The 25,954-nt window shown below is 50.3% G+C and carries 27 protein-coding genes; 19 read left to right on the top strand and 8 right to left on the bottom strand.

All coding sequences use genetic code 11. The features are described 5' to 3' along the window. The first annotated feature begins 127 nt into the window (after window positions 1-127). Window positions 128-1,060 (top strand): ribokinase, encoded by a 933-nt coding sequence (gene rbsK, locus H511_RS0121355; protein WP_027254179.1) that lies wholly within the window; start codon window positions 128-130, stop codon window positions 1,058-1,060. 17 nt (window positions 1,061-1,077) lie between these two features. Next, a complete protein-coding gene (locus tag H511_RS0121360; RefSeq protein WP_027254180.1) occupies window positions 1,078-2,085 on the top strand; it encodes a substrate-binding domain-containing protein in 1,008 nt (335 codons plus the stop codon). Window positions 2,086-2,177: 92 nt separating this feature from the next. Here H511_RS0121360 and H511_RS0121365 read toward each other — a convergent pair whose 3' ends face one another. After that, the gene (locus H511_RS0121365) at window positions 2,178-2,657 is read right to left on the bottom strand and encodes an Lrp/AsnC family transcriptional regulator (protein ID WP_036760178.1); all 480 of its coding nucleotides are present in this window, start codon (window positions 2,655-2,657) and stop codon (window positions 2,178-2,180) included. A 200-nt stretch (window positions 2,658-2,857) separates the two neighbouring features. Between H511_RS0121365 and H511_RS0121370 the strand changes: the two genes are divergently transcribed. From H511_RS0121370 to H511_RS0121405, 8 genes are all read left to right on the top strand, one after another. After that, window positions 2,858-3,232 (top strand): Dabb family protein, encoded by a 375-nt coding sequence (locus tag H511_RS0121370; RefSeq protein ID WP_027254182.1) that lies wholly within the window; start codon window positions 2,858-2,860, stop codon window positions 3,230-3,232. Window positions 3,233-3,234: 2 nt separating this feature from the next. Continuing rightward, window positions 3,235-3,657: a DUF2000 domain-containing protein gene (locus H511_RS0121375; RefSeq protein WP_027254183.1), complete on the top strand. Its 423-nt coding sequence runs from the start codon at window positions 3,235-3,237 to the stop codon at window positions 3,655-3,657. Window positions 3,658-3,727: 70 nt separating this feature from the next. Then, complete coding sequence (locus H511_RS0121380) at window positions 3,728-5,110, top strand: phenylacetate--CoA ligase family protein (protein ID WP_211225227.1); 1,383 nt, start codon at window positions 3,728-3,730, stop codon at window positions 5,108-5,110. Beyond that, window positions 5,110-6,087, top strand: coding sequence for a branched-chain amino acid transaminase (locus H511_RS0121385; RefSeq protein ID WP_051288351.1), 978 nt, complete (start codon window positions 5,110-5,112; stop codon window positions 6,085-6,087). Before H511_RS0121380 ends, H511_RS0121385 begins: the two co-directional genes overlap by 1 nt. A gap of 25 nt (window positions 6,088-6,112) precedes the next feature. Further along, on the top strand, window positions 6,113-6,724 hold the full coding sequence (locus tag H511_RS23885) for a hypothetical protein (RefSeq protein WP_202602039.1): 612 nt from the start codon (window positions 6,113-6,115) through the stop codon (window positions 6,722-6,724). Beyond that, the gene (locus H511_RS0121395; RefSeq protein WP_027254186.1) at window positions 6,717-7,256 is read left to right on the top strand and encodes a carboxymuconolactone decarboxylase family protein; all 540 of its coding nucleotides are present in this window, start codon (window positions 6,717-6,719) and stop codon (window positions 7,254-7,256) included. The genes H511_RS23885 and H511_RS0121395 overlap by 8 nt, the downstream gene beginning before the upstream one ends. A gap of 18 nt (window positions 7,257-7,274) precedes the next feature. Then, window positions 7,275-8,264, top strand: a complete 990-nt coding sequence (locus tag H511_RS23890) for an ornithine cyclodeaminase family protein (RefSeq protein WP_051288353.1) — start codon at window positions 7,275-7,277, stop codon at window positions 8,262-8,264. Window positions 8,265-8,296: 32 nt separating this feature from the next. After that, window positions 8,297-8,923 (top strand): LysE family translocator, encoded by a 627-nt coding sequence (locus tag H511_RS0121405; protein ID WP_027254187.1) that lies wholly within the window; start codon window positions 8,297-8,299, stop codon window positions 8,921-8,923. A gap of 228 nt (window positions 8,924-9,151) precedes the next feature. Here the strand turns inward: H511_RS0121405 and H511_RS0121410 are convergent, their stop codons facing one another. From H511_RS0121410 to H511_RS0121420, 3 genes are all read right to left on the bottom strand, one after another. Next, window positions 9,152-10,492, bottom strand: a complete 1,341-nt coding sequence (locus H511_RS0121410; RefSeq protein WP_027254188.1) for a TldD/PmbA family protein — start codon at window positions 10,490-10,492, stop codon at window positions 9,152-9,154. After that, on the bottom strand, window positions 10,492-11,874 hold the full coding sequence (locus tag H511_RS0121415; RefSeq protein ID WP_027254189.1) for a TldD/PmbA family protein: 1,383 nt from the start codon (window positions 11,872-11,874) through the stop codon (window positions 10,492-10,494). Before H511_RS0121415 ends, H511_RS0121410 begins: the two co-directional genes overlap by 1 nt. 65 nt (window positions 11,875-11,939) lie before the next feature. Further along, window positions 11,940-12,929, bottom strand: coding sequence for a CobW family GTP-binding protein (locus H511_RS0121420; RefSeq protein WP_027254190.1), 990 nt, complete (start codon window positions 12,927-12,929; stop codon window positions 11,940-11,942). 291 nt (window positions 12,930-13,220) lie between these two features. Here H511_RS0121420 and H511_RS0121425 point away from each other — a divergent pair, with 291 nt between their 5' ends. The 5 genes from H511_RS0121425 (at window position 13,221) to H511_RS24830 (ending at window position 17,001) form a co-directional block, all read left to right on the top strand. Beyond that, on the top strand, window positions 13,221-14,009 hold the full coding sequence (locus H511_RS0121425) for a bestrophin-like domain (protein ID WP_027254191.1): 789 nt from the start codon (window positions 13,221-13,223) through the stop codon (window positions 14,007-14,009). Between the two features lie 115 nt (window positions 14,010-14,124). Beyond that, window positions 14,125-14,769 (top strand): hypothetical protein, encoded by a 645-nt coding sequence (locus H511_RS0121430; RefSeq protein WP_027254192.1) that lies wholly within the window; start codon window positions 14,125-14,127, stop codon window positions 14,767-14,769. Window positions 14,770-15,172: 403 nt separating this feature from the next. Continuing rightward, complete coding sequence (locus H511_RS0121435; RefSeq protein WP_027254193.1) at window positions 15,173-15,547, top strand: nuclear transport factor 2 family protein; 375 nt, start codon at window positions 15,173-15,175, stop codon at window positions 15,545-15,547. 113 nt (window positions 15,548-15,660) lie between these two features. Beyond that, window positions 15,661-16,398 carry an SDR family NAD(P)-dependent oxidoreductase gene (locus tag H511_RS0121440; RefSeq protein ID WP_027254194.1) on the top strand — a complete coding sequence of 246 codons (738 nt, stop codon included), beginning with the start codon at window positions 15,661-15,663 and terminating at the stop codon, window positions 16,396-16,398. 114 nt (window positions 16,399-16,512) lie between these two features. Continuing rightward, window positions 16,513-17,001, top strand: a complete 489-nt coding sequence (locus H511_RS24830; protein ID WP_027254195.1) for a GNAT family N-acetyltransferase — start codon at window positions 16,513-16,515, stop codon at window positions 16,999-17,001. Window positions 17,002-17,162: 161 nt separating this feature from the next. On the opposite strand, the gene H511_RS0121450 is transcribed toward H511_RS24830, so the two are convergent. Then, window positions 17,163-18,425, bottom strand: coding sequence for an MFS transporter (locus tag H511_RS0121450; protein ID WP_027254196.1), 1,263 nt, complete (start codon window positions 18,423-18,425; stop codon window positions 17,163-17,165). Between the two features lie 125 nt (window positions 18,426-18,550). Between H511_RS0121450 and H511_RS0121455 the strand changes: the two genes are divergently transcribed. Beyond that, entirely contained in the window at window positions 18,551-19,324 is a 774-nt protein-coding gene (locus H511_RS0121455) for a helix-turn-helix domain-containing protein (protein WP_027254197.1), read from the top strand. Between the two features lie 27 nt (window positions 19,325-19,351). On the opposite strand, the gene H511_RS0121460 is transcribed toward H511_RS0121455, so the two are convergent. Then, window positions 19,352-20,254 (bottom strand): LysR family transcriptional regulator, encoded by a 903-nt coding sequence (locus tag H511_RS0121460; RefSeq protein WP_027254198.1) that lies wholly within the window; start codon window positions 20,252-20,254, stop codon window positions 19,352-19,354. A 173-nt stretch (window positions 20,255-20,427) separates the two neighbouring features. On the opposite strand from H511_RS0121460, the gene H511_RS0121465 reads away from it, so the two are divergent. From H511_RS0121465 to H511_RS0121475, 3 genes are all read left to right on the top strand, one after another. Further along, window positions 20,428-21,576 (top strand): S-(hydroxymethyl)glutathione dehydrogenase/class III alcohol dehydrogenase, encoded by a 1,149-nt coding sequence (locus H511_RS0121465; protein ID WP_027254199.1) that lies wholly within the window; start codon window positions 20,428-20,430, stop codon window positions 21,574-21,576. Window positions 21,577-21,650: 74 nt separating this feature from the next. Further along, window positions 21,651-22,514, top strand: coding sequence for an S-formylglutathione hydrolase (gene fghA, locus H511_RS0121470; protein ID WP_027254200.1), 864 nt, complete (start codon window positions 21,651-21,653; stop codon window positions 22,512-22,514). A gap of 144 nt (window positions 22,515-22,658) precedes the next feature. Then, entirely contained in the window at window positions 22,659-23,132 is a 474-nt protein-coding gene (locus H511_RS0121475) for an NYN domain-containing protein (protein ID WP_027254201.1), read from the top strand. Between the two features lie 84 nt (window positions 23,133-23,216). Here the strand turns inward: H511_RS0121475 and H511_RS0121480 are convergent, their stop codons facing one another. Both H511_RS0121480 and maiA read right to left on the bottom strand, forming a co-directional pair. Next, window positions 23,217-25,232: an acetoacetate--CoA ligase gene (locus H511_RS0121480; protein WP_248616635.1), complete on the bottom strand. Its 2,016-nt coding sequence runs from the start codon at window positions 25,230-25,232 to the stop codon at window positions 23,217-23,219. Window positions 25,233-25,309: 77 nt separating this feature from the next. Further along, the gene (gene maiA, locus H511_RS0121485) at window positions 25,310-25,948 is read right to left on the bottom strand and encodes a maleylacetoacetate isomerase (RefSeq protein WP_027254203.1); all 639 of its coding nucleotides are present in this window, start codon (window positions 25,946-25,948) and stop codon (window positions 25,310-25,312) included. Window positions 25,949-25,954: the final 6 nt, after the last annotated feature.

A 25,954-nucleotide genomic window follows, 5' to 3' on the forward strand; every position in this document is an offset into this window, starting at 1 on the left:
GTAACCCCCTCCTAGCCTCCCCCTTGAAAAGGGGGGAGGGGCTCACAAGCAGTTTTGATGTTCCTCTGAAAAAGTGGAGGGATAAAGCAAGAGTTTTAGTAGGTTTATGAGCGGCCAGGATAATACTATGAATAAACTAGTGGTTTTAGGCAGTGTAAATGCTGACCATGTATTGCGGGTGCCCGCTTTTCCGCGTCCGGGGGAGACGTTACATGGCCGTGATTATCAGGTCATTCCTGGTGGTAAGGGGGCGAATCAGGCGGTTGCGGCGGCGCGGCTGAATGCGGATATTGGCTTCATTGCTTGTGTCGGTGATGATGCCTTCGGCATTGCTATCCGGGAAAGCTTTAAGTGTGACGGCATCAATATCGCCGGGGTAAAAATGCAACCGAATTGTCCGACCGGCATCGCCATGATCCAGGTATCCGCCAGCGGTGAAAATACGATCTGCCTGTCACCGGAAGCCAATGAATGCCTGACGGCTGCCCGGATTGAACCAGACATAGTGCGGATGCGTGAAGCGCGGTTTTTGCTGATGCAACTGGAAACACCGCTTGAGGGCATTGAACGGGCAGCGCGTGAAGCAAAGGCTCATCAAACCAGTGTCATTTTAAATCCCGCACCTGCACGGGCATTGCCGGACAGTTTGCTGTCCTGTATCGATGTGATCACCCCGAATGAGACAGAAGCAGAAGTATTGACTGGTATCACAGTCACGGATAATCAGACCGCTCAGCTTGCGGCGAACGAGTTGCATCGCAAGGGCATCGAAATTGTGCTGATAACCCTGGGTGCGAAGGGAGTCTGGCTGAGTCAGAATGGCCGTGGTCAGCTCATTCCGGGGTACAGGGTCGATGCGGTGGATACAACAGCGGCCGGTGATACCTTCAACGGTGCCCTGGTGACTGGTTTATTGGAAAATATGTCTTTAGAATCAGCCATTCGTTTTGCACATGCCGCTGCCGCCATCTCTGTTACCCGCTTTGGCGCCCAGACATCAATTCCGACGCGTGCAGAGGTAGATGCTTTTCTGGCGGAGCGTTTCGCCGTCATTAATTAATCACACAGGAACAATACATGGCCACGATGAAAGATATTGCAAGACTGGCAGGCGTGTCGACTTCAACTGTGAGCCATGTGATTAACAAATCCCGTTTTGTCAGCGATGAAATCGCAGAACGCGTGAACCGGGCTGCGAAAGAACTTAACTATGCACCTTCTGCGCTGGCCCGCAGTCTCAAAGTCAACCGTACCCAAACTATCGGTATGCTGGTGACGACCTCAACCAACCCATTCTTCGGTGAAGTGGTTAAAGGAGTGGAACGCAGCTGTTATCAGAAAGGCTATAACCTGATTCTGTGCAACACCGAAGGGGACAGTGAGCGCATGAAGGCTTCTATCGATACGCTGCTGCAAAAGCGGGTCGACGGACTCCTGTTAATGTGTTCGACACTGGAAGGTGAGCAGATAGACGTTTTTGAGCGCTATCCCGATATTCCTGTGGTGGTGATGGACTGGGGGCCAATGTCCTTTGCCAGTGATAAAATTCAGGACAACTCCTATCAGGGCGGTTATCTGGCCGCCCGCTATCTGATTGATTGCGGACACCGTGAGATCGGTTGTATTACCGGGCCATTGATGAAACATCAGGCACAGTTCCGCTATGAAGGATTTAAGCGTGCGCTGAATGAAGCCGGACTGGCGGTTCAGTACGATTGGATTGTGGAGTCTGATTTTGAATGTGAAGGCGGTTACTCTGCTTTCAACAAGATTTTTGCCAGCGGTGCATTGCCCAGCGCTATTTTTGCGTGTAACGATATGATGGCGATGGGGGTCATCAACGCCGCCCATGAACAAGGGATTCGTATCCCGGAGGATCTCTCCCTCATCGGGTACGATGACATCCATATCGCAAAATTTATGACGCCATCACTGACCACCATTCATCAACCGAAATACCGCTTAGGCCAGGCGGCTGTCGAGACCTTGCTCAAGCGGATCAATAAAGAAATCACCGAGCCGCAAGTGGTGCGGCTGGAACCAACGCTGGTAGTACGAAAAAGTGTGCTTCGCGTCGTAAACTGACCATCGCAACTTTCTTCAAAAAATCCTCTGTCGTTCCCGTCTCTTGGACGAAAAACAGCGGACAGAAGCGGAAACCGAGTGGTAAACAGCGTCTATCCTTTTGTTTTCTTAGGCTTTTTAATGGGGAATGCGGTGAACGGCTTAATTTCCTTAAGTACAAACATACTTTGCATTTCTTTAATACCAGGTAAACGCCGTATGGTTGACATCGCGAAATCGGCATAGGAATCGAGATCCGGGGAAACAACCTGAATCAGAAAGTCGGCATCACCGCCTATGCTGTAACAGGCAACAACGTCTTCCAGTGCGGTCACTTCTTGCTCAAATTTTCTGGCTTCCGATTCGCTGTGACTGTCAATGGCCACCCGAACGAATACCATCACGCCCAGACCAATCTTCCTCCGGTCCAGAACCGCCCTGTATCCCTGAATAATGTCATCGTCTTCCAGCTTACGGACTTTACGCCAGCAGGGAGAAGACGACAGGCCGATTTTATCTGCCAGCGCCTGATTAGTGATACGTGCATCATCCTGCAAAAGGGTCAGGATTTTAATATCTATCTGATTCAGCATTGAGTTGGCCAATTTCTTTCTTAAATGATGAGATTTAAGAAAGACTCTACCTTTTTCTGCCTGAAATTCAAGCAATATAGGTAACAAATTTCATAGAGGATGGTGCATACTATTTCACACTGTGCGAATGAATAATTATCAATGACATCGCCAGAAGGTGATGAACATTGGCGTGACACAAACAACGAGCTAGGAAAAATATGATTTTACATATCGTTACGTTTCACTTCAGAAGCCCGTGGTCATGGGCGTCGATAGAAGCCATAGAAGCAGAGCAGGCAACCAGAAACCATCCTGCCCATATTCCGCAGATTCAGGCCTGGGTTTGCGGCAGAAACATTTCTAACCGTGCCATTGCTGCGGATTTTGTGGTTATCGGGCTTTTTGATAATCAGGAAACGCTGGTGGAGTATATTCAGCATCCTGATCATCAGATCGGTGTGGCAAAGTGGAAAGCACTTGCGGACTGGCATGTCGTCGACATTGACTTAACGAGCAGTTATTCACGTGCCATCGGCGATTTTGAATTGTTGAAATCAATGTTTCTTGAAAAATCTGATTTAATTGAGGCCTGAAGATGGAATTTGATGCAAGCAAACATAAATGCACGATTGTTGTCGATAATGACTTACCAACCGGTCTTGCGGTCAATGCTGCCAGTGTGATTGGGATTAGCTTTGGAAAAAACATACAAAATCTGGTGGGGCCGGATATGAAAAGTATGAATGATTTCTCTTACCCGGGTGTCATTTATTCTCCGTTGCCAATTTTGAAAGCCAGAGGTGACTACCTGCATGAGCTGCATCAGATTGGTGAAATGGATGATGATATTTATGTCATGCCGTTCAGTTCCTTAGCTCAATCCTGCAAAACGTATGATGAATATGGCGAGAGAATTTCAAGTGTAAACAGTGAAAATATAGAATTGGTTGCTATTGGTTTGATTGGGCCACGAAAAAAAATTCAGAAATTGACTGGAAACCTGTCTCTCTTTACATAACGGAATGATTTCCTTTTTCCCTCAATATTAATGAGAAATGGATATGTACGCGATTTTTAAAGATGATCTAATGAATCAAGCCCGTGACGTGTTTCAGCTTCATCAGCGGTTTGAAAGTAATGATCTTTCAACTGAACAATTAAATGCGCAGCAGCTTTCTCAACTGAAGCATGTACTTGGCTATGTGACCAATTATTCCCCTTTTTATAAAAAGCACTTTTCCGGGCTGACGGAAACGGATATTCATCAGATGACGCTTGAAGCCATTCAGCGGTTACCTTTTACCACGAAGCAGGATCTTCGTGAGCAGGGCGCAGCTATGGCTTCGGCACCGTTGCATCGAAGCTGGGTTTATTATGAAACGACCGGGACGACAGGCTCTCCGACGCCATGTCCGAGAAATGAAATTGATTCAATTCATAACAACACCCCTTTAATTATCCGTTACAAAGACATTTTCCGGCAGCATGGCGAGCATCATATCGTGGGTGTGATGGGACCGACAGAGCTTCACTCAACCGGTGATACCTTTGAAGATGTTATGCGGAGTCTTGGTCACAGTGTGGTGAAAATGTGGCCTCGTTCACCGGTTGTTGGTATGGAAAGAGTGATGAAGCTGATCAGTGAACTTCAACTCACGGCATTAGTTTGTACACCGGCAGTCGCTATCAGTCTGGCCAGATATCTGAAAGATGCAGGTATTTCTCCTGCAGAGACCAGTGTTCGCCTGATTTTGACTTTAGGTGAGTTAACTACGCCTGCCTTGTTGCGAAACATCGGTGAAGTGTGGGGTGCAAAGATTTATAACTGTATGTACGCCTCGCAGGAATCTTCGATTCTGGCTGTCTGTAATCACGAAAGTGAGCTCTGCACGGTACCTCTTAATAACTTTTATGAAGTGATTCACCCGGAAACGGGCAAACCTATGCCACTTACCGGAACCACTGTGACCGGTGAGTTAGTCATCACAAATCTGTATCAGGGTCAAAAGCCACTTATCCGCTATCGTACCGGAGATATGGTACGGGCCATGCCTCAGCCAAATGGTGCTTTAAAAATTATACCGATTGGCCGGGTAAGGGATGTATTGCTGTTAGATGGCATTCAATATTGCGCCTGGGATATTGAATCAGCCTTGTTGGATCAGCTTTCAGGCTGTCTGGACTATGCAATCAGGATTACCCGTGAAGAGGGGAAAGATAGGCTTCATGTCACGGTGGAACTGCTGGATGACTCAGTGCAGGCTTCGACAATACTCAATTCAGTCCGCCGTCATATGCAGGAAAAACTGAACGGGGTGCAGGTTCAGATAGAGATTGGCAAAACCAGCGCACTTACAGGTACGTCAGCCATGGTGAGCTGGAAAGCCGCCAGATTGCATGACCTGAGGCCGGATGGTGACAACGATGACCGGAATGCGGCTCTGGCGTTGCTCAACCGGGGGTTCCAATAATGACCGCTCAGTTGGAACAAGGAACAGAAACAGTTTCTGCACATCATCAATGGGTCTGGATGGATGGAAACATGGTTTCTGCTGAAGAGGCTTCCGTATCGGTCACGACGCAGGCTTTCAACTATGGGACCGCTGTTTTTGAAGGTATTCGGGCGTACCGTGACAACCGCACCGGGCAACTGAATGTATTCAGGTTGCGCGATCATATTGAGCGGCTTTTGAATTCAGCACGGTTACTGATGATCAATGATTTGCCGTCCCGGCAGGCGATAGAAGACAGCATTCTTGAACTTCTGGTGAAGAATGAGGCAAATCAGGATTGTTATATTCGTCCGATCGCATTTAAGAAAAACCTGCTGCCGAAGATGGGTTTTGGAGTGAAACTGTCAGGTATAAGTACCGGGTTTTCAGTAAACAGCCTGAATATGCCTTCCCGGCAATCGGCTCAGGGAATTTCCTGCTCCGTTTCCGCATGGCGGCGGGTGCCGGATACAGCGATACCTGTTCGCGCAAAGATTACTGGCAGCTATGTGAATTCAGCATTAGCGATGGAGACCGCAATGAATGGGGGACATGATGATGCCATCATGTTAAATATTCACGGGTGTGTCTCGGAAGCGACAACATCGAATATTTTTATTGTAAAAAATGAACGGTTGATTACACCGCCGCTGCATGCTCATATTCTGGATGGCATCACCCGGAATACAGTGATTCAACTGGCTGGTGCTTATTTAAATTGTGATATTGAAGAGCGGGATATTTTACCTTCTGAGTTGTACGCTGCAGATGAATGTTTTCTGACTGGTACAGGAAGGGAAATTTCGCCCGTGAGAAAAATTGATCAGTACGAATTGAACAGTGACCAGGAAAGCAGCTTAACTCTAAAACTGAAATCGCTTTATATGAAAGCGGTCAGAGGTGAGATGAATGATTTTGGTCATTGGCTTACAGCGGTAGGTTCTCGTGATATTTAATATTCTATAAGATAAGGTAATAAATATGCATTTCTTAGATATTGCTCTGAATAATGCGGTCAATTTTCCTATCTTTACACTTGGTCCGAAGGGGACGAGTAGTGAATATGCCTCTCACCATTTTAGTAACTGGATGAAAAACCGTTATTCGGAAAGCGACCACTCGATCTTTTTAAATAACACATATGAGGAAGCAAGAGATAACCTTCATAAAGCAGATGGCTTGCTGATTGTTGCTAATGCTTATTCGCAAGTTAACGACTTTTATATGGATCCCAAACTGACATTATTAGGCTCATTTCTTTTTGATACGCCTATGTATGGTCTGGCGACAAAAAACAAAGTGGCTGACCGTCCCTTGGTGGTTGCTTCACATCCGGCGCCTGTCCCTTTAATCAGAGAGTTACTGCCGGAAGGGATGAAAATCGAGCGGGTTGTCGAAATGAAGTCGACCAGTGCGGCTGCCGCGGCGGTTGTCGAAGGCCAGGTAGATTTAGCATTGACGACTGAGGTTGCCGCCGGACTACATCAGCTTAAATTTATCTCCCGGGTTCGGCCTATTCATATGTTGTGGTCAGTATTCAGTTCAGCGCAACCGAAAGCGCTGGAACAAATTAAAGAGGTGTCAAATGATTGAATTAGAAATGCATACGGTTCAGAGCGCACCGGAGGACAGTCGAAAATTATTGCAAAGCTCTATTGATAATTTTGGCTGGATTCCAAACCAGAGTGCTTACATGGCAGAGTCTCCGGCACTGCTTTCATCTTATCAATATGCACATGACCGATTTTCAGACTGTTCACTTTCAGACGAAGAAAAAGCCGTGGTCTGGATAACAACAGGGTTGCTGAATCAGTGTCGTTATACCGTTCAGGCGCATCGTTGGATTGCCTTGAAGCAAGGTGTTGCTGCTGACACATTAACTCAGTTGGAAACGAATCCAGACTCTTTACCGGAAAAGCTTCGGGCTATTCACCGTTTTACCCAAGTAGTGGTTAAGGCTCAGGGGATCATCCCGCAGCCGGCAGCGATGGATTTTCTGCGGGCAGGTTATACCAGACAGAACATGCTGGATATTATTTTAGGTGTATCTCAGAAAACGATGTCTACGCTGCTGAACAGTCTGGCCGGGACTCAGATCGAACCGGAATTTATGAACGTGTCCTGACAGACAAGGAGTGCTGAGATGCAATTTTTTGATCGGGCGTCTGTTGAAAGTGCATTACCTTTATCTTTATGTCTGGAGTTATGCGAGGCGGCTTTTACGTTGCAAAGTGCGGGGCAGGTGCAGCAATCGCTTCGTGATCTCATTCGTTCTGATGACGGACGGATCATGGGCAATATGCCTGCGTTTATCTCAGAAGGCCGATACGAAGGGTTTGGTGTGAAGTCCGTTCTGGTTGATTTCACACGTGCGCCGGACCGGCAGTCACATGAAGGTTGTGTGCTGCTTTATGATGCGAAAGTTAACCACGGCATGGTGAGTGTGGACGCGGGAATCATCACTGAACTTCGTACCGCTGCCGCTTCAGCTTGGGCGACTCACTTGCTGGCTCCGGAATCAGCCAGCAAGCTGGCAATTTTAGGGACTGGTGTACAGGCCAGACGTCATTTGCAAGCCATGCTGAATATCCGGCCGGTTCAGGAAGTCACAGTCTGGAGCCGGACTCATGAACATGCGGAGCAGTTTGCCAAGTGGTGCCGGAAAGAGACCGGTATAGTGGCCAGCGTTGCAGCCACGCCTGCACAGGCTGTTCAGAATGCTGAGATTGTGTGCACTGTGACAGCTTCCAGGGCGCCTATTCTATATCCGGATATGTTGCCTGAATGCTGTCACATCAATGCTGTGGGGGCCTCTGCACTCGGGTTTCAGGAGTTGAGCCCGGATGTGTATGCCGTCACTGATTGGTTTCTTGATGGCCGTGATGCGGCGTGGAACGCATCTCAATGTCTGAGAGAAGCCAGAGAAAAAGGCGTAATTGCATTGGACCAGGCAGGTAAAGAAATTGGTGAAATTCATGTTCATGGTGGCTGGCAATCATCCCGTCAGAGAACGCTGTTTAAATCGGTCGGACTTGCGGTGCTTGATTTGGTTTTTGCCAGAGAGGTCGTGCACCGACATCGTGAAATAAACCAGCCAGAAAGGTGCAATATGCAGAGCTCTGAAACCGTATAAACACAAAAGAAATTGATTATAAAGGATATTTTATGTTAGAGACAACGCAAATCCTGGCATACATGTCAGCGCTGATGCTGGCGGCAGCGATTCCTGGTCCCGGCATGACAGCCTTGGTTGCGCACAGCGTACGTGGCGGTGCGGTTACCGGGTTTACCATGCTCAGCGGGTTAATTCTGGGGGATTTAATTTACCTGTCTTTTGCCGTGTTTGGCCTTGCTGTTGTCGCCCATAGTTACGGCGGGTTGTTCACTGCAGTCAGTTGGTGTGCATCCCTCTATCTGGCGTGGTTAGCCTGGCAATTCTGGAATCACAATCCGGAAGCCATCAACATAGATAAACAGACAAACAAGCGGGAATTGACGGCAGCCTGGCTATCCGGCTTAACGATTACTCTGGGTAACCCGAAAACTATCGCTTTCTATCTGGCCATTCTGCCGCTGGTTATCACGCTGGATACGGTGTCGTTCCAAACCTGGGGTTTGTTATTGGTACCGCTGACCATACTGGTTCTTGTCTTTGTCGGTGCAGTATTTATTGTTGGTGCGCTGAAAATCCGGCGTTTTCTCGCCAGCTCTCAGGCACAGACCTGGCTGTTTAAGGGGGCGGGAGTCATTATGTTTTTGGCCGCTGTCAGTATGGCAGCACGCATGGTCTGAAGCACAGCCCCGTTATGCCAGCCCTGGGGGCAGCCTGGGTTCAATACCGGCTGTGAGAAAAAGAAGGAAAGCCAGCAGCGTTAGCCCATCTTAGTTAGCGCATAAAAAATGACCCCATCAATCTGATGAGGTCATTCTGATGAAGCACAGTGTCCGGCTCGTCAGCCGATCACTGTCTGTGCTGATCGGGATGAATCCGGAGTAGGCAGGTGGTGTTTGCCAGCCTGATTATTTACCCGCAATACTTAATCCGCTGAAACGAATTTTGGGTGCGAAGAAATCACGCTCGTAGTCATTTTCAAGCTGATTACCGACCGCATCAATCGCTTTGATCATCTGGTAAAAGTTACCGGCAACTGTGATGCCGCGTACCGGTTGGAGGCGCTTGCCGTCGCGGCACAGAAAGCCACTGGCGCCGAAAGAAAAATCGCCGCTGATGGCATCGGCACCTGAGTGTACGCCTTGCAGCTCAACCAGCTCCAGGTATTCGCCTGCAGTGACTTCGGTGTTATTACTCTGGCCTTCGGCAATCACCAGATGGCGGGAAGAAACACCCAGCCCCCCTTTGGCCGAGCGGGCAGCGTTTGCTGTGTTGGCAATGTCGAAATAGCTGGCGGTGTGGCTGTTATGCAGCAGGCTCTGTAGCTGACCTTCACCGATCAGAATCGTGTCCTGGGTGGCAAATCCCTCGCTGTCGAAGGCTTTGATGGCAGAGCCGCCCTTTACATAGGCCATGTCACTGACCGTCAGCAGTGAGCTGGCGACCTGTTTGTGCAGAGCGTCGCGCCACGGGTTAATGCCTTTCATGGCCGACTGGCCGGACAGGCACATGCCAAAGGCGCCAAACAGGCTGCTCAGTTCACTCAGATTGAAGATCACCGCATACTTGCCGGTCGCGACAGGGCCGCCGTCCAGCAGTGCCAGCGCCGTGTCGACACCGTGATTGATGCAGTAGTTCGGATCGAGCTCGGCAAAGCGACGTCCGGATGACATGCCACCATGCATGGCTTGTTTGCCATCCTGATCAATCAGGGCATAGGTGTAACAGTAAGTGGAACGCTCCTGATGCTGACAGAAGGCGCCATGGGTATTGGCCAGCATACTCAGGCTGTCGGATTCACCAAAACCATTGTAAGGCGCACTTTTGGCTCCTTTGTCGATCACGCCTTTTTCCAGCGCCAGCGACAGCGCGATTTTCTGTTCGATATCCACATTGTCCTGCTGATAAATCTCAGGCGAGTCAGTGGTTAAGCGGCTGTTCTTTGCCTGGATCCGCTGGTGGGCGTCTGCTTTGGTGAACTGCGCGCTTTGCAGCGCCTGCTCTACCATGAGTGTCAGGCTGTCCGGATGCAGGGATTCCGAGTAGCTGGTGGCCACTTTGTCGTCTTTGACAACGCGTACGCCAATCACCTGGCCGGAGGTGACTTTGTATTCATCCAGCTCGCCGTTGTTGGCTTTCAGTGACAGGTTATGGCTGCTGCTGGCAAGGACATCCGCTTCGGCGCCCGCAGAGGCAGCCAGCTCCAGCACCTGTTCCATGGCGTGTTGCAGGGTGTGTTGATCTGCCATTAGTTACCTCCCACCAGAATATTGTCTACTTTCAGTGCCGGCTGACCAACTGTGGTCGGCACTGAGCCGCTGACCGAGCCGCACATACCGGCTGCCAGTTCGAAATCCTGACCGACCATACTGATTTCTTTCAGAACCTTCGGCCCTGTACTGATCAGGGTGGCGGATTTCAGCGGACGGGTGATTTTACCGTCTTCGATTAAATAGGCTTCCTGCACCGCGAAGTTGAATTCACCTGTGCCAGGCTGAACGGAACCGCCGCCCATTTTCTTGGCGAAAATGCCTTTTTCGACGCTGGCTATCATCGCCTCCAGACTGCTGTCGCCCGGCTCGATGAAGGTGTTACGCATGCGGGAGGTCGGCGCGAACTTATAAGATTCACGGCGGCCGGAACCTGTAGGCGCAAAACCGGTTTTCTTGGCACCCATCTGATCGACCATAAAGCTGGTGAGCTTACCGTCTTTGATTAGCTGGGTACGCTGGGTTGCCATGCCTTCGTCATCAATGTTGATGGAACCCCATTCATTTGCCATGGTGCCGTCATCCACGGCACTGACCACAGGGTTTGCAATCATTTCGCCCATCTGGTCATGGAAGACCGAGGCTTTTTTGGCCACTGAGGTGGTTTCAAGCAGGTGTCCGCAGGCTTCGTGGAAAATCACGCCACCAAAGCCGTTACCTATGATCACCGGCATTTCACCCGACGGGCAGTTATCAGCCGTGAGCTTGATCATCGCCTGTTTTGCCACTTGCTGGCCCAGCGATGTGGGATCGATGCGGGTGTTAAATTCCCAGCCTGTCAGTGCCCCTGGTGCTTCAAAGCCTGTTGACTGCTCATTGCCATCTTGCGCGACAGCGGTAGCAGCAATGCGGGTGTAATGGCGGGTATCGCCGGTGTGCAGGCCATTGGAGTTAAAAATTTCCACCTGCTGCTGACGTTGCAGAATGCGGCCGATGAACTGGGCAATTTTGCCATTTTCTGCCCGTGCCGCTTTGTCGGTGGCACGCAGGAAGGCGATTTTGGCTTCCAGGTTGGCGTCCTGCGACAAAGGCTGGCGCACTGGGTGTTTGTCAGTCAGTCGGCTGAAGTTCAGTGCGGATGCCTGTACGATTTGATCGCGGTTATCTTTGGCGGCCAGCAGGCTGGTGACGCGCTTCAGTTCTTCTTCTTCAGTGCTGTTGGTGTAACCGTACAGCACTTTGTGACCGAAGAAGAGACGGATACCGATACCAAAATCGATACCGCCGTTGATTTTATCGACATCACCGGCATTGAACTCGACAGAGCCTGACTGGTGGTGCTCGACGAAAAGTTCGGCAAAATCAGCGCCGAGAAACAGCGCATGGTCGATGACGGCTTTCGCCGTTGATGGGTTTAGCATAATTGCTCCTTGCGTAAATTCAGGTGGCAAGTTGATCCCAAAGCATTGATGAATAATAGTCGGTATCAGGCTTTTTTTGTCAAAGAGACAAGAATCTCTTCTAACTCATCCCAAGGCAGTATGTCCTTATCAATGACTTCAATGCGGGACTCAAACCCTTCCAGAGTGAGTTCATTCACCGAGACTACCCGATTGACCACATTAAAAGCAAAGCATCCGCGTTCGGTGTTGACCACGGCTTTCACGCGCTGGGCATTCAGGTTAGTAAACAGGGTAAACAGCTGGGAAAAATCAAAATGCAGATCGGTTGCAAAGAACCAGCCGCAGCTGTGATAGCCCTGACCATGGTTTTCTTTGCGGATGAAGGTTTCACCGGGGGCCAGCTCTAACCCCGGCAGCGGCGCGGCCGCATCGTCATGATGATGGTGATGACTGTGTGCGGCTTGTCGTGCTATGCGAGGCTGTTCGAGCAGCGACAGGTCAAGCTGCCCTTGCTCAACCTGAGTGATCATTTGTTTGGCAGGTTCGCACTCGCTGGCGTACTGCTCAAACATCAGCAAATCATAATCGCTGCAGGCATCGATTTTGTTGGCGACCAGCACATCGGCCAGCGCAATCTGATCCTGAAAGTTCTGGTTGTCTGTATATAAGCTGTCTGAAAACTGACGCGGATCAACCAGGGTGATCGTCGCTTTCAGATCGATGTATTTAGCGTAACTTTCAGAGGTCAGTTTATTAATGATCTCTTTGGGATGACCCAGGCCGGTGGGCTCCAGCAGCAGGCGATCCGGCTTTTGGGCCAGCAGGGCATTGATGCCCACCGACATCGGCAGCCCGGCAACACAGCACATACAGCCGCCCGGCACTTCTTTGACGATGGCGCCCTGCTGGTCGAGCATGGCCCCATCGACACCCACGTTACCAAACTCATTGATCAGAATGGCCCACTTCTCATCGGCAGGCTTGCGCGCCAGCAGCGACAATATGGCCGTAGTTTTACCGGCTCCCAGAAAGCCAGTGATGATATTGGTCGGGATAGGTTTGCTGATGGTCATTGAGAATCCGTTTTACCGCATAACTAAGTTACTGGTCATCATACTGTATGGCGGAAATGAAGGGTAGAGCGGAGGATTTTGTCAGTCCCGTCAGAGCCGAGTGCTGTTCGTCGTCTTGAGCGGTATTCAACAGAGCTGTGAGGCTGATTTTTGCTGGTTATTTAGTCACTTTGCTTCCTTTATGACATTTGCGATTTATGCTTAATTAAAGCGGGCCTAACAAAGAATCCGTTGAACGCATAACGGGATGTAGCCTGGGATATCGGCAAGCTGAATCGATAGGAGTGGCATATGCATGTCAGGCTTTTTGAATCATTGCATATATTTTGGCTCTTTGTTGGCATCGCTCTGATGATGCTGCTGTTTTGCGAAATTGGTTATCAGTTTGGCCGGTATGTATTTAAACGAAAAGATAAAGACGTCCCAGGCCCACTTGGATCTATGGTTGGGGGGCTGCTGGGGATGCTGGCGTTTGTTCTCGCTTTTACTTTTTCTATTGCATCCTCGCAGCACGAAACCCGAAGAGACAATGTGCTTGAAGAAGCCAATATCATTGGCACAGCCTATTTGCGGGCCGATTTACTTGATGAGTCATCTGAAACCATTGTGAAAGATTTGCTTAAATCGTATGTCGATATCCGTCTCGACGCGGCCAGAGGCAGTGACATCAATGAAGCGCTGAAAGAATCTGCGGCGATCCACCGCCAGCTGTGGAATGCAGTCTCTGTTTACGCAATCGCCAATCCAAGCCCTTTGACTTCGCTGATGATTCAGGCGACCAATGATCTGATTGATATGCATGAAAAAAGAGTGACGGGCGCATTACTAAACCGGATCCCTTTTAGTATCTGGTTGGCGCTGGCAGCGATCACAGCGCTCGCCATGATTGCATTGGGCACCCAGGTGGGTTACTCCGCTAAGCGAAGGCTGATTGCAGTGATCCCCTTAGTCCTTGCGTTCGCGGTGCTGGTGACTCTGGTGGTCGATCTCAACCGGCCGCAAAGCGGCTTGATCAAGGTAAGCCAGCAGTCGATGGTTGATCTGCGCAGCAGCATGGATGGCAACAAGAGTGATAACTAATGCCTGACTCTGCATGATTGGCACGGCACTGATTGCTCAAAGGGTAAGCCACTGTTAGACTTCGACTTTCTCTCCTGACTGACCCAACACACCAATGTTTCGCGTTTTCTTTCTTATGTTGTTCACTGCCTTTCCAATCGTCAGCTATGCTGTTGAACTGGCCGTTGGATTACAAAGTACCTTCACCAATATTGAAATTCAGGACCCGGAACATGGAGATAAAGACGTGGCTGTGATGACCAGCGGCTTCCATATACTCCCAACCGCCTCACTGGTGTCGTCGCCGTATTACTTTTCTGAAAATTCCAATGTTGGCGTGCAGTTTCAGCTCGACTGGTCGTTTTTCAAATCGGGCCAGCAAGAGCTGCAGGACAGCCAGAAAAACGTTGATCTGGGCACGTCAGTGAAAGGCTATGCCATTACGGCGGTACCTGTGTTGTTCTATCACTGGAACCGTGATGCCGGTTCAGACTGGAATGCCAAAGTCGGCATCGGCTTTGGCGCAGGCTATCTGGATCTGAAAGGCAATTATCAGATCACCCATGTTGCAGAACAGCGGGGCGAAACCCGTAATGTGAACTTCGGCGGCTTTGGTATGGCCATTAATGTGTATCTGGAAGCCAACAAGGGGCCGCATCAGTTCCAGCTCTATAACTTCAGTCCGGTACTCAGCGAAAAAGAGTATGACTTTCAAGGTCATAATGTGGTGATGGCGTATAAATACCGCTTTGATCTCAGTGAGGTTTGGCCGGCGTGGTGATTGTTTTTGCTCTTGGCGGCTAAGAGTGCAGATATTGAACCGCGTTGGTATGTCGCGCTGTGTTTTAGAGAGTCTCACCATTTTCGGATGCGCGCCAGATATGCTTTGCTGGCCCAATGTATGGTATTAACGAGCCAGAGATAGTCTGTTTTGGTGAAATTGCTCACTGAAAAATATTCCATTTAGTGCATATTGTGTGCGACATGAGCAGTCTGGCAGCTTCGTGAAACAGCATCTTGCCGTATATCGCTAAAGCTTATGCATTCTGGAACTTGATTAAGGGACGGGTAGAAATGCCGCATGAGCTCGAATTGATATTAATTGGCTCGGTGCATCATCTCTTCGCGACAAAGCCGCGCGTGCTGGCTATGTGATACAAAGAAAAGAATAGGACGTTGTTCGTATGGAAAGTGACATAGTTCAGGAAATTTTTGCTGTTGAGGAAAAACTGAAGGCTTCAATGCTCAGCTCAGATACTGTTGCATTAACCGATTTGCTATCCGATAGCCTGGTATTCATTAATCATTTTGGCCAACGGGTATCAAAGCAAGATGATATCGCCTTGCACCGTTCTGGTTTGTTAGCCATTGAATCAATCGAACTGCGTGATTTTCAGGTGGTACCACAAGGAAATATCGCTCTGGTTTATGTAAACGCAGACATTAAAGGGAAATATGATGGCGCTAAGGCCAATGGTGTTTTTGCTTTCACTCGCGTTTGGCTAAAGCAAAACAACCATTGGCAGCTCATTTCAGCCCAGTCGACCGTTATCTCGTAACAGATAAAGATTAGAGTCGCGCAGTTGACTGTTTTCAGCTGGCTTTACGAGTGTGTGGCAACGTCTGATGAGGTGCTAGCTGTTAATCGAAATATATGAAAAGGAATTCAAAAATGAAAATTGCTTTAGTAACAGGAGGTACAAAGGGAATTGGGCTTCAGACCGTCAGGCGACTGGTCGAGTCAGAGTATAAGGTGATCACATGTTCTCGTTCACAAGATACCTGGGCAACTGTACTCGAGATATTTCCTGAACTGAGCGTTGTGGATTATCAACAATCAGATATATCCGTTGAGTCCGATCTTGACAATTTGTTCCGTCATATCAGGGCTGAATACGGTTCACTGGATGTTGCGGTGAATAATGCATCACCCGCTCTTTCCTCAAGAGGAAATTTCCATGAAGTTGATACCTCATTGTTAAGAGAAACGCTGACGGTGGATTTCTGGTCGCAGGCTTTGTGTTTAAAGCACGAAATCAGTCTGATGAATACGGGCGCTTCTATTGTCAATATCAGCTCAGTAAATGGCTTGAGGCCAACGCCGAATGCTTCAATGTACAGTGCAGCCAAACATGCCCTAGAAGGACTAACACGTTCATTGGCCTTGGAAAATATAAGCTCAGGTATTCGTGTTAATGCCGTTGCTCCCGGTGTTACTTGGACGCCTCGTTGGGAGGAGCGGCAGATTGATGTCCCCAATATCCGGGCAGATGTGTCCAACGTTGTGCCGATTCAGCGTTTTGCCAATACTGACGAAATCGTCAATGCTATTGAATTTTTATTATCTGAGAAAGCCAGCTACATTGTGGGGCATACGCTGGTCGTAGATGGTGGGTTATCGTTGGCATAAGCGGTTAACAGATAATGATAAGTGTCGCACAGACGATTGTTTTTATCCGGCTTGACGAGTGTATGGCAAAGCAGATGAGATGGTGGTGTCATTCTTCAGGCGAGATGGTGATTAATGAGTAATCTTCAGTATGTGTCTCTTGATGAAATAGAACCAGACAAGTTTATTCCCATACTCAATAAAGCGAGTACCAGAAAGCACCTCGTTACTCATGATGAGTTTGATTCTGATCTTGCAGAAAAGTGGATTCGCGACAAGATCGAAATTGATGATCTTGAAGGTTGTATAGTGAGAGCCATCACCGTCGATGACGAATTAGTCGGTTGGTGTGGAATACAATTATCAGAGCTTGGGTATGAGATAGCCATAGTTGTTGATGACCGCAGTTGGGGCATTGGGAAAATGGTTTTTAGATCGCTAATCTCATGGGCTCATGATTTTGGCCATGAAGTCGTTTATATCCACTTACTGCACACACGTCCTGAATATGAGTTCTTACGTAAAATATCCCAAAGCGTGTTCCCAACTGAAATGATAGGCGATAGGTTCACAACCTATGAGCTCAACGTAGTGGATTGTCTGGCAGGTAAGAAGCAGAATTAATCCAACAGAGTGAGACATTCCGAGAATGAAAACCTTGAGTATCGCTGCAATCTGGAATGGGGAAACCTTAGCACGCCTGTCTCCCAATCGCACTGACAGGGAGGGGCAAGCCTTTTGTTCACAAGATTCAGGGAAGCTCAACTGTGGTTTTGGCTCATTTTTCATGCCACTTCAGCCTCCAGCCTCTCAGGCATGAAGAGAAACAGCGCAGAAGACGCGACAAGCAGCAGGCCACCAATGGTCCAGCTGACAGAAATGCCGTAATGAGCTGAAATCAATCCGAAAAACAGCGACGCAAGCACGCCGCCGCAAGTGATCATGAAAGAGCTGATGGACAACATGGTTGAACGGATACGCGTTTCTGTATGCTCATGGAGCAAGACACGTTCGGAATTATTGCCGGCGGTGAACAGGAAGAAGAACAGCAGGTAACACAGGGCGAAGCTGATAGGTTGCGAGGTATTGGCTAAGGCAATGAAGGCGATGCCGGCGGTGACTCGGGTCGAGAGCATCAGGATTTTGTGCGACCCTTTCAAGTGTCTGACTAATCGGACGGACAGGATTGAGGATCCGGCAGACATCAGAAAGTAAAGGGCAGAGAGGAGCCCGAAAAAGATGACCCCATAATCTGTGCCGTGGATGAGTTCTGCCAGATAAGGCTGCCAATAGTTTTCAATCCCGCTCAATACCATGCCAAACACTAGCGTGGTTTGCATCAGTCGGCGGAGCACCACATGGCGGAAAGCGGTTTTGATGGCTTGCAAACTTGTCTTGAAAGCATTGGCAGGATACTGATGTTCAGGTGATGGTGCAGGTTGTCTTGCTTCATGAATCAATCCCCGCGTAATCAATATCAGAACCAGGCTGGCGATGGCAACCAGCGCGATATTCAGATCATACCTGTTTAACCCTGAGAGGGTTGATGATGGCAGGAATGAGCGGGTGGTGAAGTCGGGCAGCCAGCCACCGATCAGGGAGCCGACCGCCAGTCCGAGCGTGACGAACACATTGATAGTTGCAATGGCGGAATGAAAAGACTGATGGCCGGGTTGGCGACGGAAGTTGTCGTAAAACCAGGCATCAAGCGTGCCGGAATACACGGCTTTTGCTGTCCCCAGCAGCATGGCTGCAAGCAGGATGAGGGGCAGGCCATCAGCAAAGTACAGCACGATGCAACCCAGAGTGTTGATCAGTAGCGAGATGAGGTAAGTCTTCCTGCGCCCGTAGGTATCCGCGATGCCACCCAGGGGGATTTCAAGCAGGGCGGTGCTGCCAATCCAGACCGCCATGACGATCCCAATATCCATCAGGCTGAGTCCTCTCGACTGGAAGATCAGTATCAGTACCGGAATCATGATGCCAACAATCGTCCAGTGCAGGCATTGTTGAATCCCGAAGCGGCGTGTCAGTCCTTCTGGACTCATGGTGAAGTTCTCTGTGGCTCTGAGGTCAGAAAAGAATCTCATAATGACTTGTTGTTTCAATTTCTTCTCGCGATGGGTCGTATTATGATGCTTTGGGTGTCAGGACATGATTCGGAGAGCGCGAAATGGATGACAGGTTGTCGCAAGCAGTGTGTGCCCTGCTTAAAAAGGAACTCAGGAAAAGTAAAATATCCTATCAGCACTTAGCGGATGAATTGGAAATCTCTGAAGTGAGTGTGAAGCGACTGTTGAATCACGTGCAGCCCCTGTCGATGCAAAGGCTGATTCGTATCAGTCGTTTGCTGAACTTCCCATTGTCGAAGCTGCTTGAAGAAGCGGAAAAAAATATCTACACCATTCCCGTTTTTACTCAAGCGCAGGATCAGGCTTTTTTCGAATGTCCGGCTTTGTTTACCTTCTGGTCTGAGTTAACAGAGCACCGGACGGTGAATGAGATTGCTGAACGGTATGGCCTGAACGAGGCTTCAATCTACCTTTATCTGAGAAAGCTTGAGATCATCCAGCTGATTGAGATCAAATCTAATCGATCCTGTCAGTTGTTGGTCCCGACACACACTTCTTTTGAAAAAGGGGCCCGGTTCCCCATTTACTTCACCCGAACGGTGCTGAACCGTCTTCAGGCGCGAGTGATTGATCTCCCTGCTGAAGACAATCAGGCCTTTTTGATGACGTTAAAAGCAGAGCTGACGCATGAAGAGTTTTTGGAAGTCATGCATAAGTTAGATGACTGGATGTTCAATTTGCTGCGCGAAAGCCAGGATGTCAGAGCGCGGGAAGGGCTGAAAGTTGCCCCTTATACCTTTGGCTTTATGGCGGCTAAGGGGGCCTTTCATGACAAGCTGCCAGACATTCCCAACCTGACCGATGCGGTTCAATGATGCTGTTGCCAAGTGCGTAACGCTGCTTCAGTGTTGTGAAGGGCTATCGGAAGATACGCCTTCACTTAACCGCTCCACCAGAAAATCCACCAACAGCCTTACTTTCGGTGACAGCCGGACGCTGGACGGAAACAATGCCCAGATGCCTTCTTTGTCGTCGCGGTATTGGGTGAGCACTTCAATCAGCTCGCCGGATTCGAGATCCTGCTGGATATAGTAATCCGGTAGCTGGATCAAACCCAGTCCCCGACGGGCGGCGTCGCGCAGGGCGAAGCCGCTGTTGCATTTGAGACGGCCCGAAATACGCAGTGCTCTGGATTGTTGTTTGTCTTTGAAGCGCCAGACATCGACTGAGCCAACCAAACACTGGTGTTTACTCAGCTCCGACAGGGTATGGGGTTCGCCGTGCCTGTCGAGATAATCGCGGCTGGCACAGACGTAAGATTGCCGGGTCGACAGACGGCGGGCGATCAGGCTGGAATCTTCCAGACGGCCAAGGCGGATCGCCAGATCGACGCCGGACTCAATCAAATCCAGCTTCTGATTGGTCAGCATGAGTTCTACGTCGACCTGCGGGTACTGTTCTAAAAACTGATTGATCAGCGGCGCGAGGTGCAGCTCGCCGTAGGTGACGGGGGCGGTTACCCGAAGCAAGCCTTTCGGTGAGGTTTGCATCTGTGTCACAGCCAGTTCAGCCTGCTCGAGCCCTTCAATCAGGTGCTTGCACTGCTGAAAATACAGAATGCCGGCTTCTGTGAGCGAGACTTTACGTGTGGTTCGGTTCAGCAGCTTGACGGCCAGCCGCTCTTCCAATGCCGATACACGGCGGCTGACTTGGGCCACGGATGTCACGAGTTTCCTGGCCGCCAGCGTGAAACTGCTCGATTCTGCCACAGCCACAAATTCGCTGACGCCTTCCCACTGTGCCATTGGATTGTCCCTTGATTGGATATTGGTGAGCTGATTATTACACATCCGTAAAAATGATTTACCTGAAACAGTCATTATTTACAAAACAGAAGGTTTTATACTGAGTGTCATAGTAAGCCTTTGATTTCTCCTTGCGGAGAAATGTGTACTCATCAACGAACAAGGAAAACAGCATGGCACTGGAACTCAAACCCGGACAGACATCGATCAAATCAAAAGCTGCCGTTGCCTGGGCGGCGGGTGAACCCCTGAAAATGGAAGAAGTGGACGTACAGTTACCGAAAGCCGGTGAGGTGCTGGTGCGCATTGTGGCGACAGGTGTGTGCCATACGGATGCTTTCACCCTGTCCGGCGATGATCCGGAAGGTATTTTCCCGGCGATTCTGGGCCATGAAGGCGGCGGTATTGTTGAAATGGTTGGCGAAGGTGTGACCAGTGTCGAAGTGGGTGATCATGTGATCCCGCTGTACACCGCGGAATGCGGCGAGTGTAAGTTCTGTACCTCAGGCAAAACCAACCTGTGCCAGGCGGTGCGTGAAACTCAGGGCAAAGGCCTGATGCCGGACGGCACTAGCCGTTTTTCGATCAATGGCGAGCCGGTTTTTCACTACATGGGCTGCTCGACCTTTTCTGAGTACACAGTGCTGCCTGAGATTTCTCTGGCGAAGGTGAATAAAACCGCGCCGCTGGAAGAAGTCTGCCTGCTGGGTTGCGGTGTCACCACGGGCATGGGCGCTGTGCTCAATACGGCGAAAGTGAAATCCGGCGATACCGTGGCGATCTTCGGCCTGGGCGGTATTGGTCTGTCTGCCATCATAGGTGCACGCATGGCCGGCGCCAGCCGTATTATCGGCATTGATATCAATGAAAGTAAGTTCGGGCTGGCACAGCAACTGGGTGCGACGGATGTGATCAACCCGCAGCATTTCGACAAACCGATTCAGGAAGTGATTGTTGAAATGACAGACGGCGGTGTGGATTTCTCGTTCGAGTGTATCGGTAACGTGAATGTGATGCGGCAGGCGCTGGAATGCTGCCACAAGGGCTGGGGTGAGTCGGTGATTATCGGTGTGGCCGGTGCCGGGCAGGAGATCTCCACCCGTCCGTTCCAGCTGGTGACTGGCCGGGTCTGGCGCGGTTCTGCCTTTGGTGGTGTGAAAGGTCGTTCTCAATTGCCGGGCATTGTTGAACAGTATCTGGCCGGTGAATTTGGCCTGCAGGAGTTCATCACGCATACCATGGGTCTGGATGAGATCAATGAGGCGTTTGATCTGATGCATGAAGGTAAGAGCATCCGCAGTGTTGTTCACATGGACAAATAAAGCCAAACTGAACCCAAATCAAGCATGGACCATACAGCCACAGGCTGTGTGGTTCGATTTCAAAGGATGATGTTATGACTTCTGAATCCCCAAACTTGCAGCATGTCAGCCAGAACAAAACGTTTGGCGGCTGGCTGAAACAATATACCCATGCGTCAGAATCGCTGAACTGCACCATGCGTTTCTCAGTTTTTCTGCCTTCTGCGGCCACAGCGGAGCATCCGGTACCAGCGGTGTACTGGTTGTCGGGTTTGACGTGTACTGACGAAAATTTCTCGCAAAAAGCCGGTGCTTTTCGTGTGGCTGAATCGCTGGGGATCGCGCTGATCATGCCGGACACCAGCCCCCGCGGTGACGATGTGGCCGATGACGATAACTACGATTTGGGTAAAGGTGCGGGTTTTTATCTCAATGCGACCCAATCGCCATGGGACAAGCATTACCGCATGTATGACTATATTGTCGAAGAATTGCCGGCATTGATTGAAGCCCATTTTCCTGTCTCTAGCCTGAAGTCGATTTCAGGTCACAGTATGGGCGGTCATGGCGCCCTGACTATAGGGCTGAAAAATGCCGATAAGTACTGTTCGATATCGGCGTTCAGCCCTATCAGCCATCCTATGGTGTGCCCCTGGGGGCAAAAAGCCTTTCAGGCATATCTGGGCAACAATAAAGAAGACTGGCGTCAGTATGATGCCTGTGAGCTGTTACGTCAGGGACAGGCTTCGCTGCCGATGCTGGTCGATCAGGGCGATGCAGACAACTTCCTGGCAGAACAGCTGCATCCTGAAGCGTTAAAAGCCGCCGCCGCATTGCATGATTCCGCGCTGGAACTGCGCATGCAGCCCGGTTATGACCACAGCTACTATTTCATTGCCAGCTTCATTGAAGATCATCTGCGCTTCCATGCCCGCTATCTGCTGAGCGGCCGCAACTAAGGCCTGACAGCACGAGCCACTGCAGGGTACGTTGAAACGTACCCTGATCAGGTGGTTTGCTATGCCTTCTCTTCCTGACAAGGTAGTATTGCCCAAACGCTGCTGATACAGGCAGCGAACTTTCATTAATCAGGACGTAACTGAATGGAAAAAGTGGCCATATTTGTTGATGTGCAAAACGTATATTACACATCCCGGCAGAGTTATCAGCGAAACTTTGACTACAACGCCTTCTGGGCCAAAGTGACCAAAGACCGGGAAGTGGTTGCTGCGTTCGCGTATGCCATTGACCGTGGTGATCGTAAGCAGCAAGAATTTCAGAACATCCTGCGGGCCATTGGTTTTGAGGTCAAACTGAAGCCTTTTATTCAGCGATCTGACGGCTCGGCTAAAGGTGACTGGGACGTTGGTATCACCATCGATGCACTGGAGCACACAGGCATGGCCGATGTGGTGGTGCTGGTATCCGGTGATGGCGATTTTGATCTGTTGCTGAATAAACTGCGAGTCGATAAAGGCAAACAGGTTGAGCTGTATGGTGTGCCTGATTTGACGGCAGCCTCTTTGATTAACGAAGCCAGTACATTCGTTCCCATTGATGATGCGTTACTACTTTAGTAAACCAGGTTCACTGGTTGATGATAAAAAAACACGCCGGTTTACAGGCGTGTTTTTTGTTTCCAGAGTGATGTTCAGGGGTGATCACAGCATCAACTCTGGACGATTTTTGTACTGTTCCAGCGCCTCCGGGTTGGCCAGCGCGCCGACGTTTTTCACCGGCTGCTGGTGGACTACATTACGCACCGCCAGTTCAACCAGTTTGCCTGATTTAGTGCGCGGAATATCGGTGACAGCGAGAATCACCGCCGGGACATGGCGTGGCGAGCAATGCTCTTTGATGCGCTGACGAATCCGGGCCTGCAGCGTGTCGTCGAGTTGCTGCCCTTCGGCAAGCTGGACAAAGAGTACAACACGGACGTCATTCTGCCAGTTTTGTCCGATCACAATGGAATCGGTAATCTCGTCCATCGGATTGACCTGACGGTAGATTTCCGCTGTCCCGATGCGCACACCGCCCGGATTGAGCACTGCATCGGAGCGGCCAAAGAAGACTAAGCCGCCGTGACGGGTCAGCTGAACAAAATCACCGTGATGCCAGGTGTTTGGATAGACTTCCCAGTACGCACTGTGATAACGCTTACCGCCTTCGTCATTCCAGAAACCGACAGGCTGATGCGGAAAGCTGTTACAGCACACCAGCTCGCCCTGAGCGTCGATCACCGGCTTTCCGTTATCATCATAAACCTGCACATCCATGCCTAATGCGCGGCCCTGACATTCGCCACGGTACACAGGGCTGATGGGGTTACCAATGGCAAAACAGCCACAGATGTCGGTGCCGCCGGAGATCGACGCCAGCTGCACATCAGATTTGACAGACCGGTACACATAGTCGAACTGTTCCGGCGCCAGCACTGAGCCGGTAGAACACAGGGTTCGAAGGCTGGCCAAGCGATGAGTCTGGTTGGGCTGATAGCCTTTTTTCTCAAGCGCCTCAAGATACTTGGCTGATGTACCGAATAAGGTAACATCTTCCTGATCGGCCATGTCCCACAGCACATTGCCATCGGGGTAGAAAGGCGATCCTTCGTAAAGAATCAGCGTTGCGCCCGCCGCCAGCCCGCTGGCCATCCAGTTCCACATCATCCAGCCGCAGGTGGTGAAATAGAACAGGCGATCCCCTTTATTGACATTGCTGTGCAGCATGTGTTCTTTGAGATGATTGAGCAAAATGCCGCCGACACTGTGGACAATACACTTGGGTTTGCCTGTGGTGCCGGAAGAATAGAGTATGTAGAGCGGATGATTAAACTCAACCTGTTCATACTGGATCGCCGCTGGCTGACACGTGGCCAGCGCTTCATCCCAGAACTGGCAGCGCTCAGCTAACGGCGATGCAGCAGGTGGCGCCATGCCAGTAAATGGGATCAGCACCACTTTTTCTACGCTGTGCAGCGCCGTCAGCATGGCATTGACTTTGTCGATGCAGTTGTGGCTTTTGCCGTTATAAAAATAGCCATCGGCCGCGAACAAGAGTTTCGGGCATGTCTGGCCAAAGCGCTCTACCACGCTGTCTACCCCAAAGTCCGGCGAGGTTGACGTCCAGATCGCGCCAATTGCGCTGGTGGCGAGCATGGCTATCAGCGTTTGGGGCAGGTTAGGCAGATAACCGGCCACGACATCACCGTGCGAGATGCCTTGCTGGCGCAGATACTGGCTGAGTTGGGAGACCTGATCGTACAAGCTTTGCCAGCTCAGTTGCTGGCGTCGCTCTGCCTGTCCTTCACAGTGAAACACAATGGCTGCTGATTCCGGTGCCTGTTTGGCGTAGGCCAGCAGATTTTCAGCAAAGTTCAGGCGGGCATCCGGGAACCAGCGGGTGTCTTTGGCCGGCTCTGCACTGCCAGGGGGGCAGTCCGTCACTCTGCTGCCTTTGTCACCGATGACGCCGCAGAAGTCCCACAGTCGATCCCAGAACTGTTCACTGTGCGTGACAGACCAATGGTGAAGCTGCTGATAGTCGTGAAACAGGGTATCTTCCTGCTCGCTCAGATCCACCATGAACTGGTACAGCAAGCTGTCATGAATACTGTCTTTGGTCGGCTGCCAGAGAATTGGCGCTTGATCTTCTTCCAGATGATGGTCTTGCATGCTCATCGTTATCGTCCTTATCGTGATGGCTTACGTCTTAATCGCAGACCTGGCGTCTTACATGTGATGCCGCTTTGATGCTTTTATTGTGGTGTATTATCCGGGTGAGCCTGTTCGAAAGACGCCAGTTTCTGGCAGGCCGCATCGATTCTGACCAGCGTCGGGTAGGGGGACAGGTCAAGCTCAAACCGGCGCGCATTATAAAGTTGGGGCACCAGGCAAATATCGGCCAGCGAAGGCGTGTCGCCACAGCAGAAGGTACTGGGCTGGTTCGCTTGCTTTGCTGCTACTCTGGCTTCCAGCGCAGACAACCCCTGGTGCAGCCAGTGGTGATACCAGGTTAGCTTATCTTCCTGGCTCACCCCCAAATCTTGCGTTAAATAGTTGAGGATGCGCAGGTTGTTAACCGGGTGAATATCACACGCGATACTCAGAGCCAGTTCCCGGCATTGTGCTTTTTGCCACGGATCGCGGGGCAGAAGAGCAGGTTCTGGATGGGTGTCTTCCAGCCATTCAATGATGGCCAGCGACTGGCTGAGCTGACCATGCTCCGTATCGAGTGTCGGTACCAGTTGTGACGGATTAATGGCTTTATAAGCCGGTGATTGTTGTGCTTTATCCACCAGAGACACCGGGTGGCTGGTATAGCTCAACCCTTTCAGGTTGAGCGCAATACGCACCCGGTAGGCGGCGGATGAGCGGAAATAGTCATAAAGCGTCATCCGGCC

Origin of the sequence: Photobacterium halotolerans DSM 18316 (genome assembly GCF_000425165.1) — a bacterium.
GTDB lineage: Bacteria > Pseudomonadota > Gammaproteobacteria > Enterobacterales > Vibrionaceae > Photobacterium > Photobacterium halotolerans.

What these genes read in the sequence shown, in the direction of transcription:
- rbsK (WP_027254179.1), top strand. Translation starts at nt 128, where the DNA reads ATGAATAAACTAGTGGTTTTAGGCAGTGTAAATGCTGACCATGTATTG.
- H511_RS0121360 (WP_027254180.1), top strand. Translation starts at nt 1,078, where the DNA reads ATGGCCACGATGAAAGATATTGCAAGACTGGCAGGCGTGTCGACTTCA.
- H511_RS0121365 (WP_036760178.1), bottom strand. Translation starts at nt 2,657, where the DNA reads ATGCTGAATCAGATAGATATTAAAATCCTGACCCTTTTGCAGGATGAT.
- H511_RS0121370 (WP_027254182.1), top strand. Translation starts at nt 2,858, where the DNA reads ATGATTTTACATATCGTTACGTTTCACTTCAGAAGCCCGTGGTCATGG.
- H511_RS0121375 (WP_027254183.1), top strand. Translation starts at nt 3,235, where the DNA reads ATGGAATTTGATGCAAGCAAACATAAATGCACGATTGTTGTCGATAAT.
- H511_RS0121380 (WP_211225227.1), top strand. Translation starts at nt 3,728, where the DNA reads ATGAATCAAGCCCGTGACGTGTTTCAGCTTCATCAGCGGTTTGAAAGT.
- H511_RS0121385 (WP_051288351.1), top strand. Translation starts at nt 5,110, where the DNA reads ATGACCGCTCAGTTGGAACAAGGAACAGAAACAGTTTCTGCACATCAT.
- H511_RS23885 (WP_202602039.1), top strand. Translation starts at nt 6,113, where the DNA reads ATGCATTTCTTAGATATTGCTCTGAATAATGCGGTCAATTTTCCTATC.
- H511_RS0121395 (WP_027254186.1), top strand. Translation starts at nt 6,717, where the DNA reads ATGATTGAATTAGAAATGCATACGGTTCAGAGCGCACCGGAGGACAGT.
- H511_RS23890 (WP_051288353.1), top strand. Translation starts at nt 7,275, where the DNA reads ATGCAATTTTTTGATCGGGCGTCTGTTGAAAGTGCATTACCTTTATCT.
- H511_RS0121405 (WP_027254187.1), top strand. Translation starts at nt 8,297, where the DNA reads ATGTTAGAGACAACGCAAATCCTGGCATACATGTCAGCGCTGATGCTG.
- H511_RS0121410 (WP_027254188.1), bottom strand. Translation starts at nt 10,492, where the DNA reads ATGGCAGATCAACACACCCTGCAACACGCCATGGAACAGGTGCTGGAG.
- H511_RS0121415 (WP_027254189.1), bottom strand. Translation starts at nt 11,874, where the DNA reads ATGCTAAACCCATCAACGGCGAAAGCCGTCATCGACCATGCGCTGTTT.
- H511_RS0121420 (WP_027254190.1), bottom strand. Translation starts at nt 12,929, where the DNA reads ATGACCATCAGCAAACCTATCCCGACCAATATCATCACTGGCTTTCTG.
- H511_RS0121425 (WP_027254191.1), top strand. Translation starts at nt 13,221, where the DNA reads ATGCATGTCAGGCTTTTTGAATCATTGCATATATTTTGGCTCTTTGTT.
- H511_RS0121430 (WP_027254192.1), top strand. Translation starts at nt 14,125, where the DNA reads ATGTTGTTCACTGCCTTTCCAATCGTCAGCTATGCTGTTGAACTGGCC.
- H511_RS0121435 (WP_027254193.1), top strand. Translation starts at nt 15,173, where the DNA reads ATGGAAAGTGACATAGTTCAGGAAATTTTTGCTGTTGAGGAAAAACTG.
- H511_RS0121440 (WP_027254194.1), top strand. Translation starts at nt 15,661, where the DNA reads ATGAAAATTGCTTTAGTAACAGGAGGTACAAAGGGAATTGGGCTTCAG.
- H511_RS24830 (WP_027254195.1), top strand. Translation starts at nt 16,513, where the DNA reads ATGAGTAATCTTCAGTATGTGTCTCTTGATGAAATAGAACCAGACAAG.
- H511_RS0121450 (WP_027254196.1), bottom strand. Translation starts at nt 18,425, where the DNA reads ATGAGTCCAGAAGGACTGACACGCCGCTTCGGGATTCAACAATGCCTG.
- H511_RS0121455 (WP_027254197.1), top strand. Translation starts at nt 18,551, where the DNA reads ATGGATGACAGGTTGTCGCAAGCAGTGTGTGCCCTGCTTAAAAAGGAA.
- H511_RS0121460 (WP_027254198.1), bottom strand. Translation starts at nt 20,254, where the DNA reads ATGGCACAGTGGGAAGGCGTCAGCGAATTTGTGGCTGTGGCAGAATCG.
- H511_RS0121465 (WP_027254199.1), top strand. Translation starts at nt 20,428, where the DNA reads ATGGCACTGGAACTCAAACCCGGACAGACATCGATCAAATCAAAAGCT.
- fghA (WP_027254200.1), top strand. Translation starts at nt 21,651, where the DNA reads ATGACTTCTGAATCCCCAAACTTGCAGCATGTCAGCCAGAACAAAACG.
- H511_RS0121475 (WP_027254201.1), top strand. Translation starts at nt 22,659, where the DNA reads ATGGAAAAAGTGGCCATATTTGTTGATGTGCAAAACGTATATTACACA.
- H511_RS0121480 (WP_248616635.1), bottom strand. Translation starts at nt 25,232, where the DNA reads ATGAGCATGCAAGACCATCATCTGGAAGAAGATCAAGCGCCAATTCTC.
- maiA (WP_027254203.1), bottom strand. Translation starts at nt 25,948, where the DNA reads ATGACGCTTTATGACTATTTCCGCTCATCCGCCGCCTACCGGGTGCGT.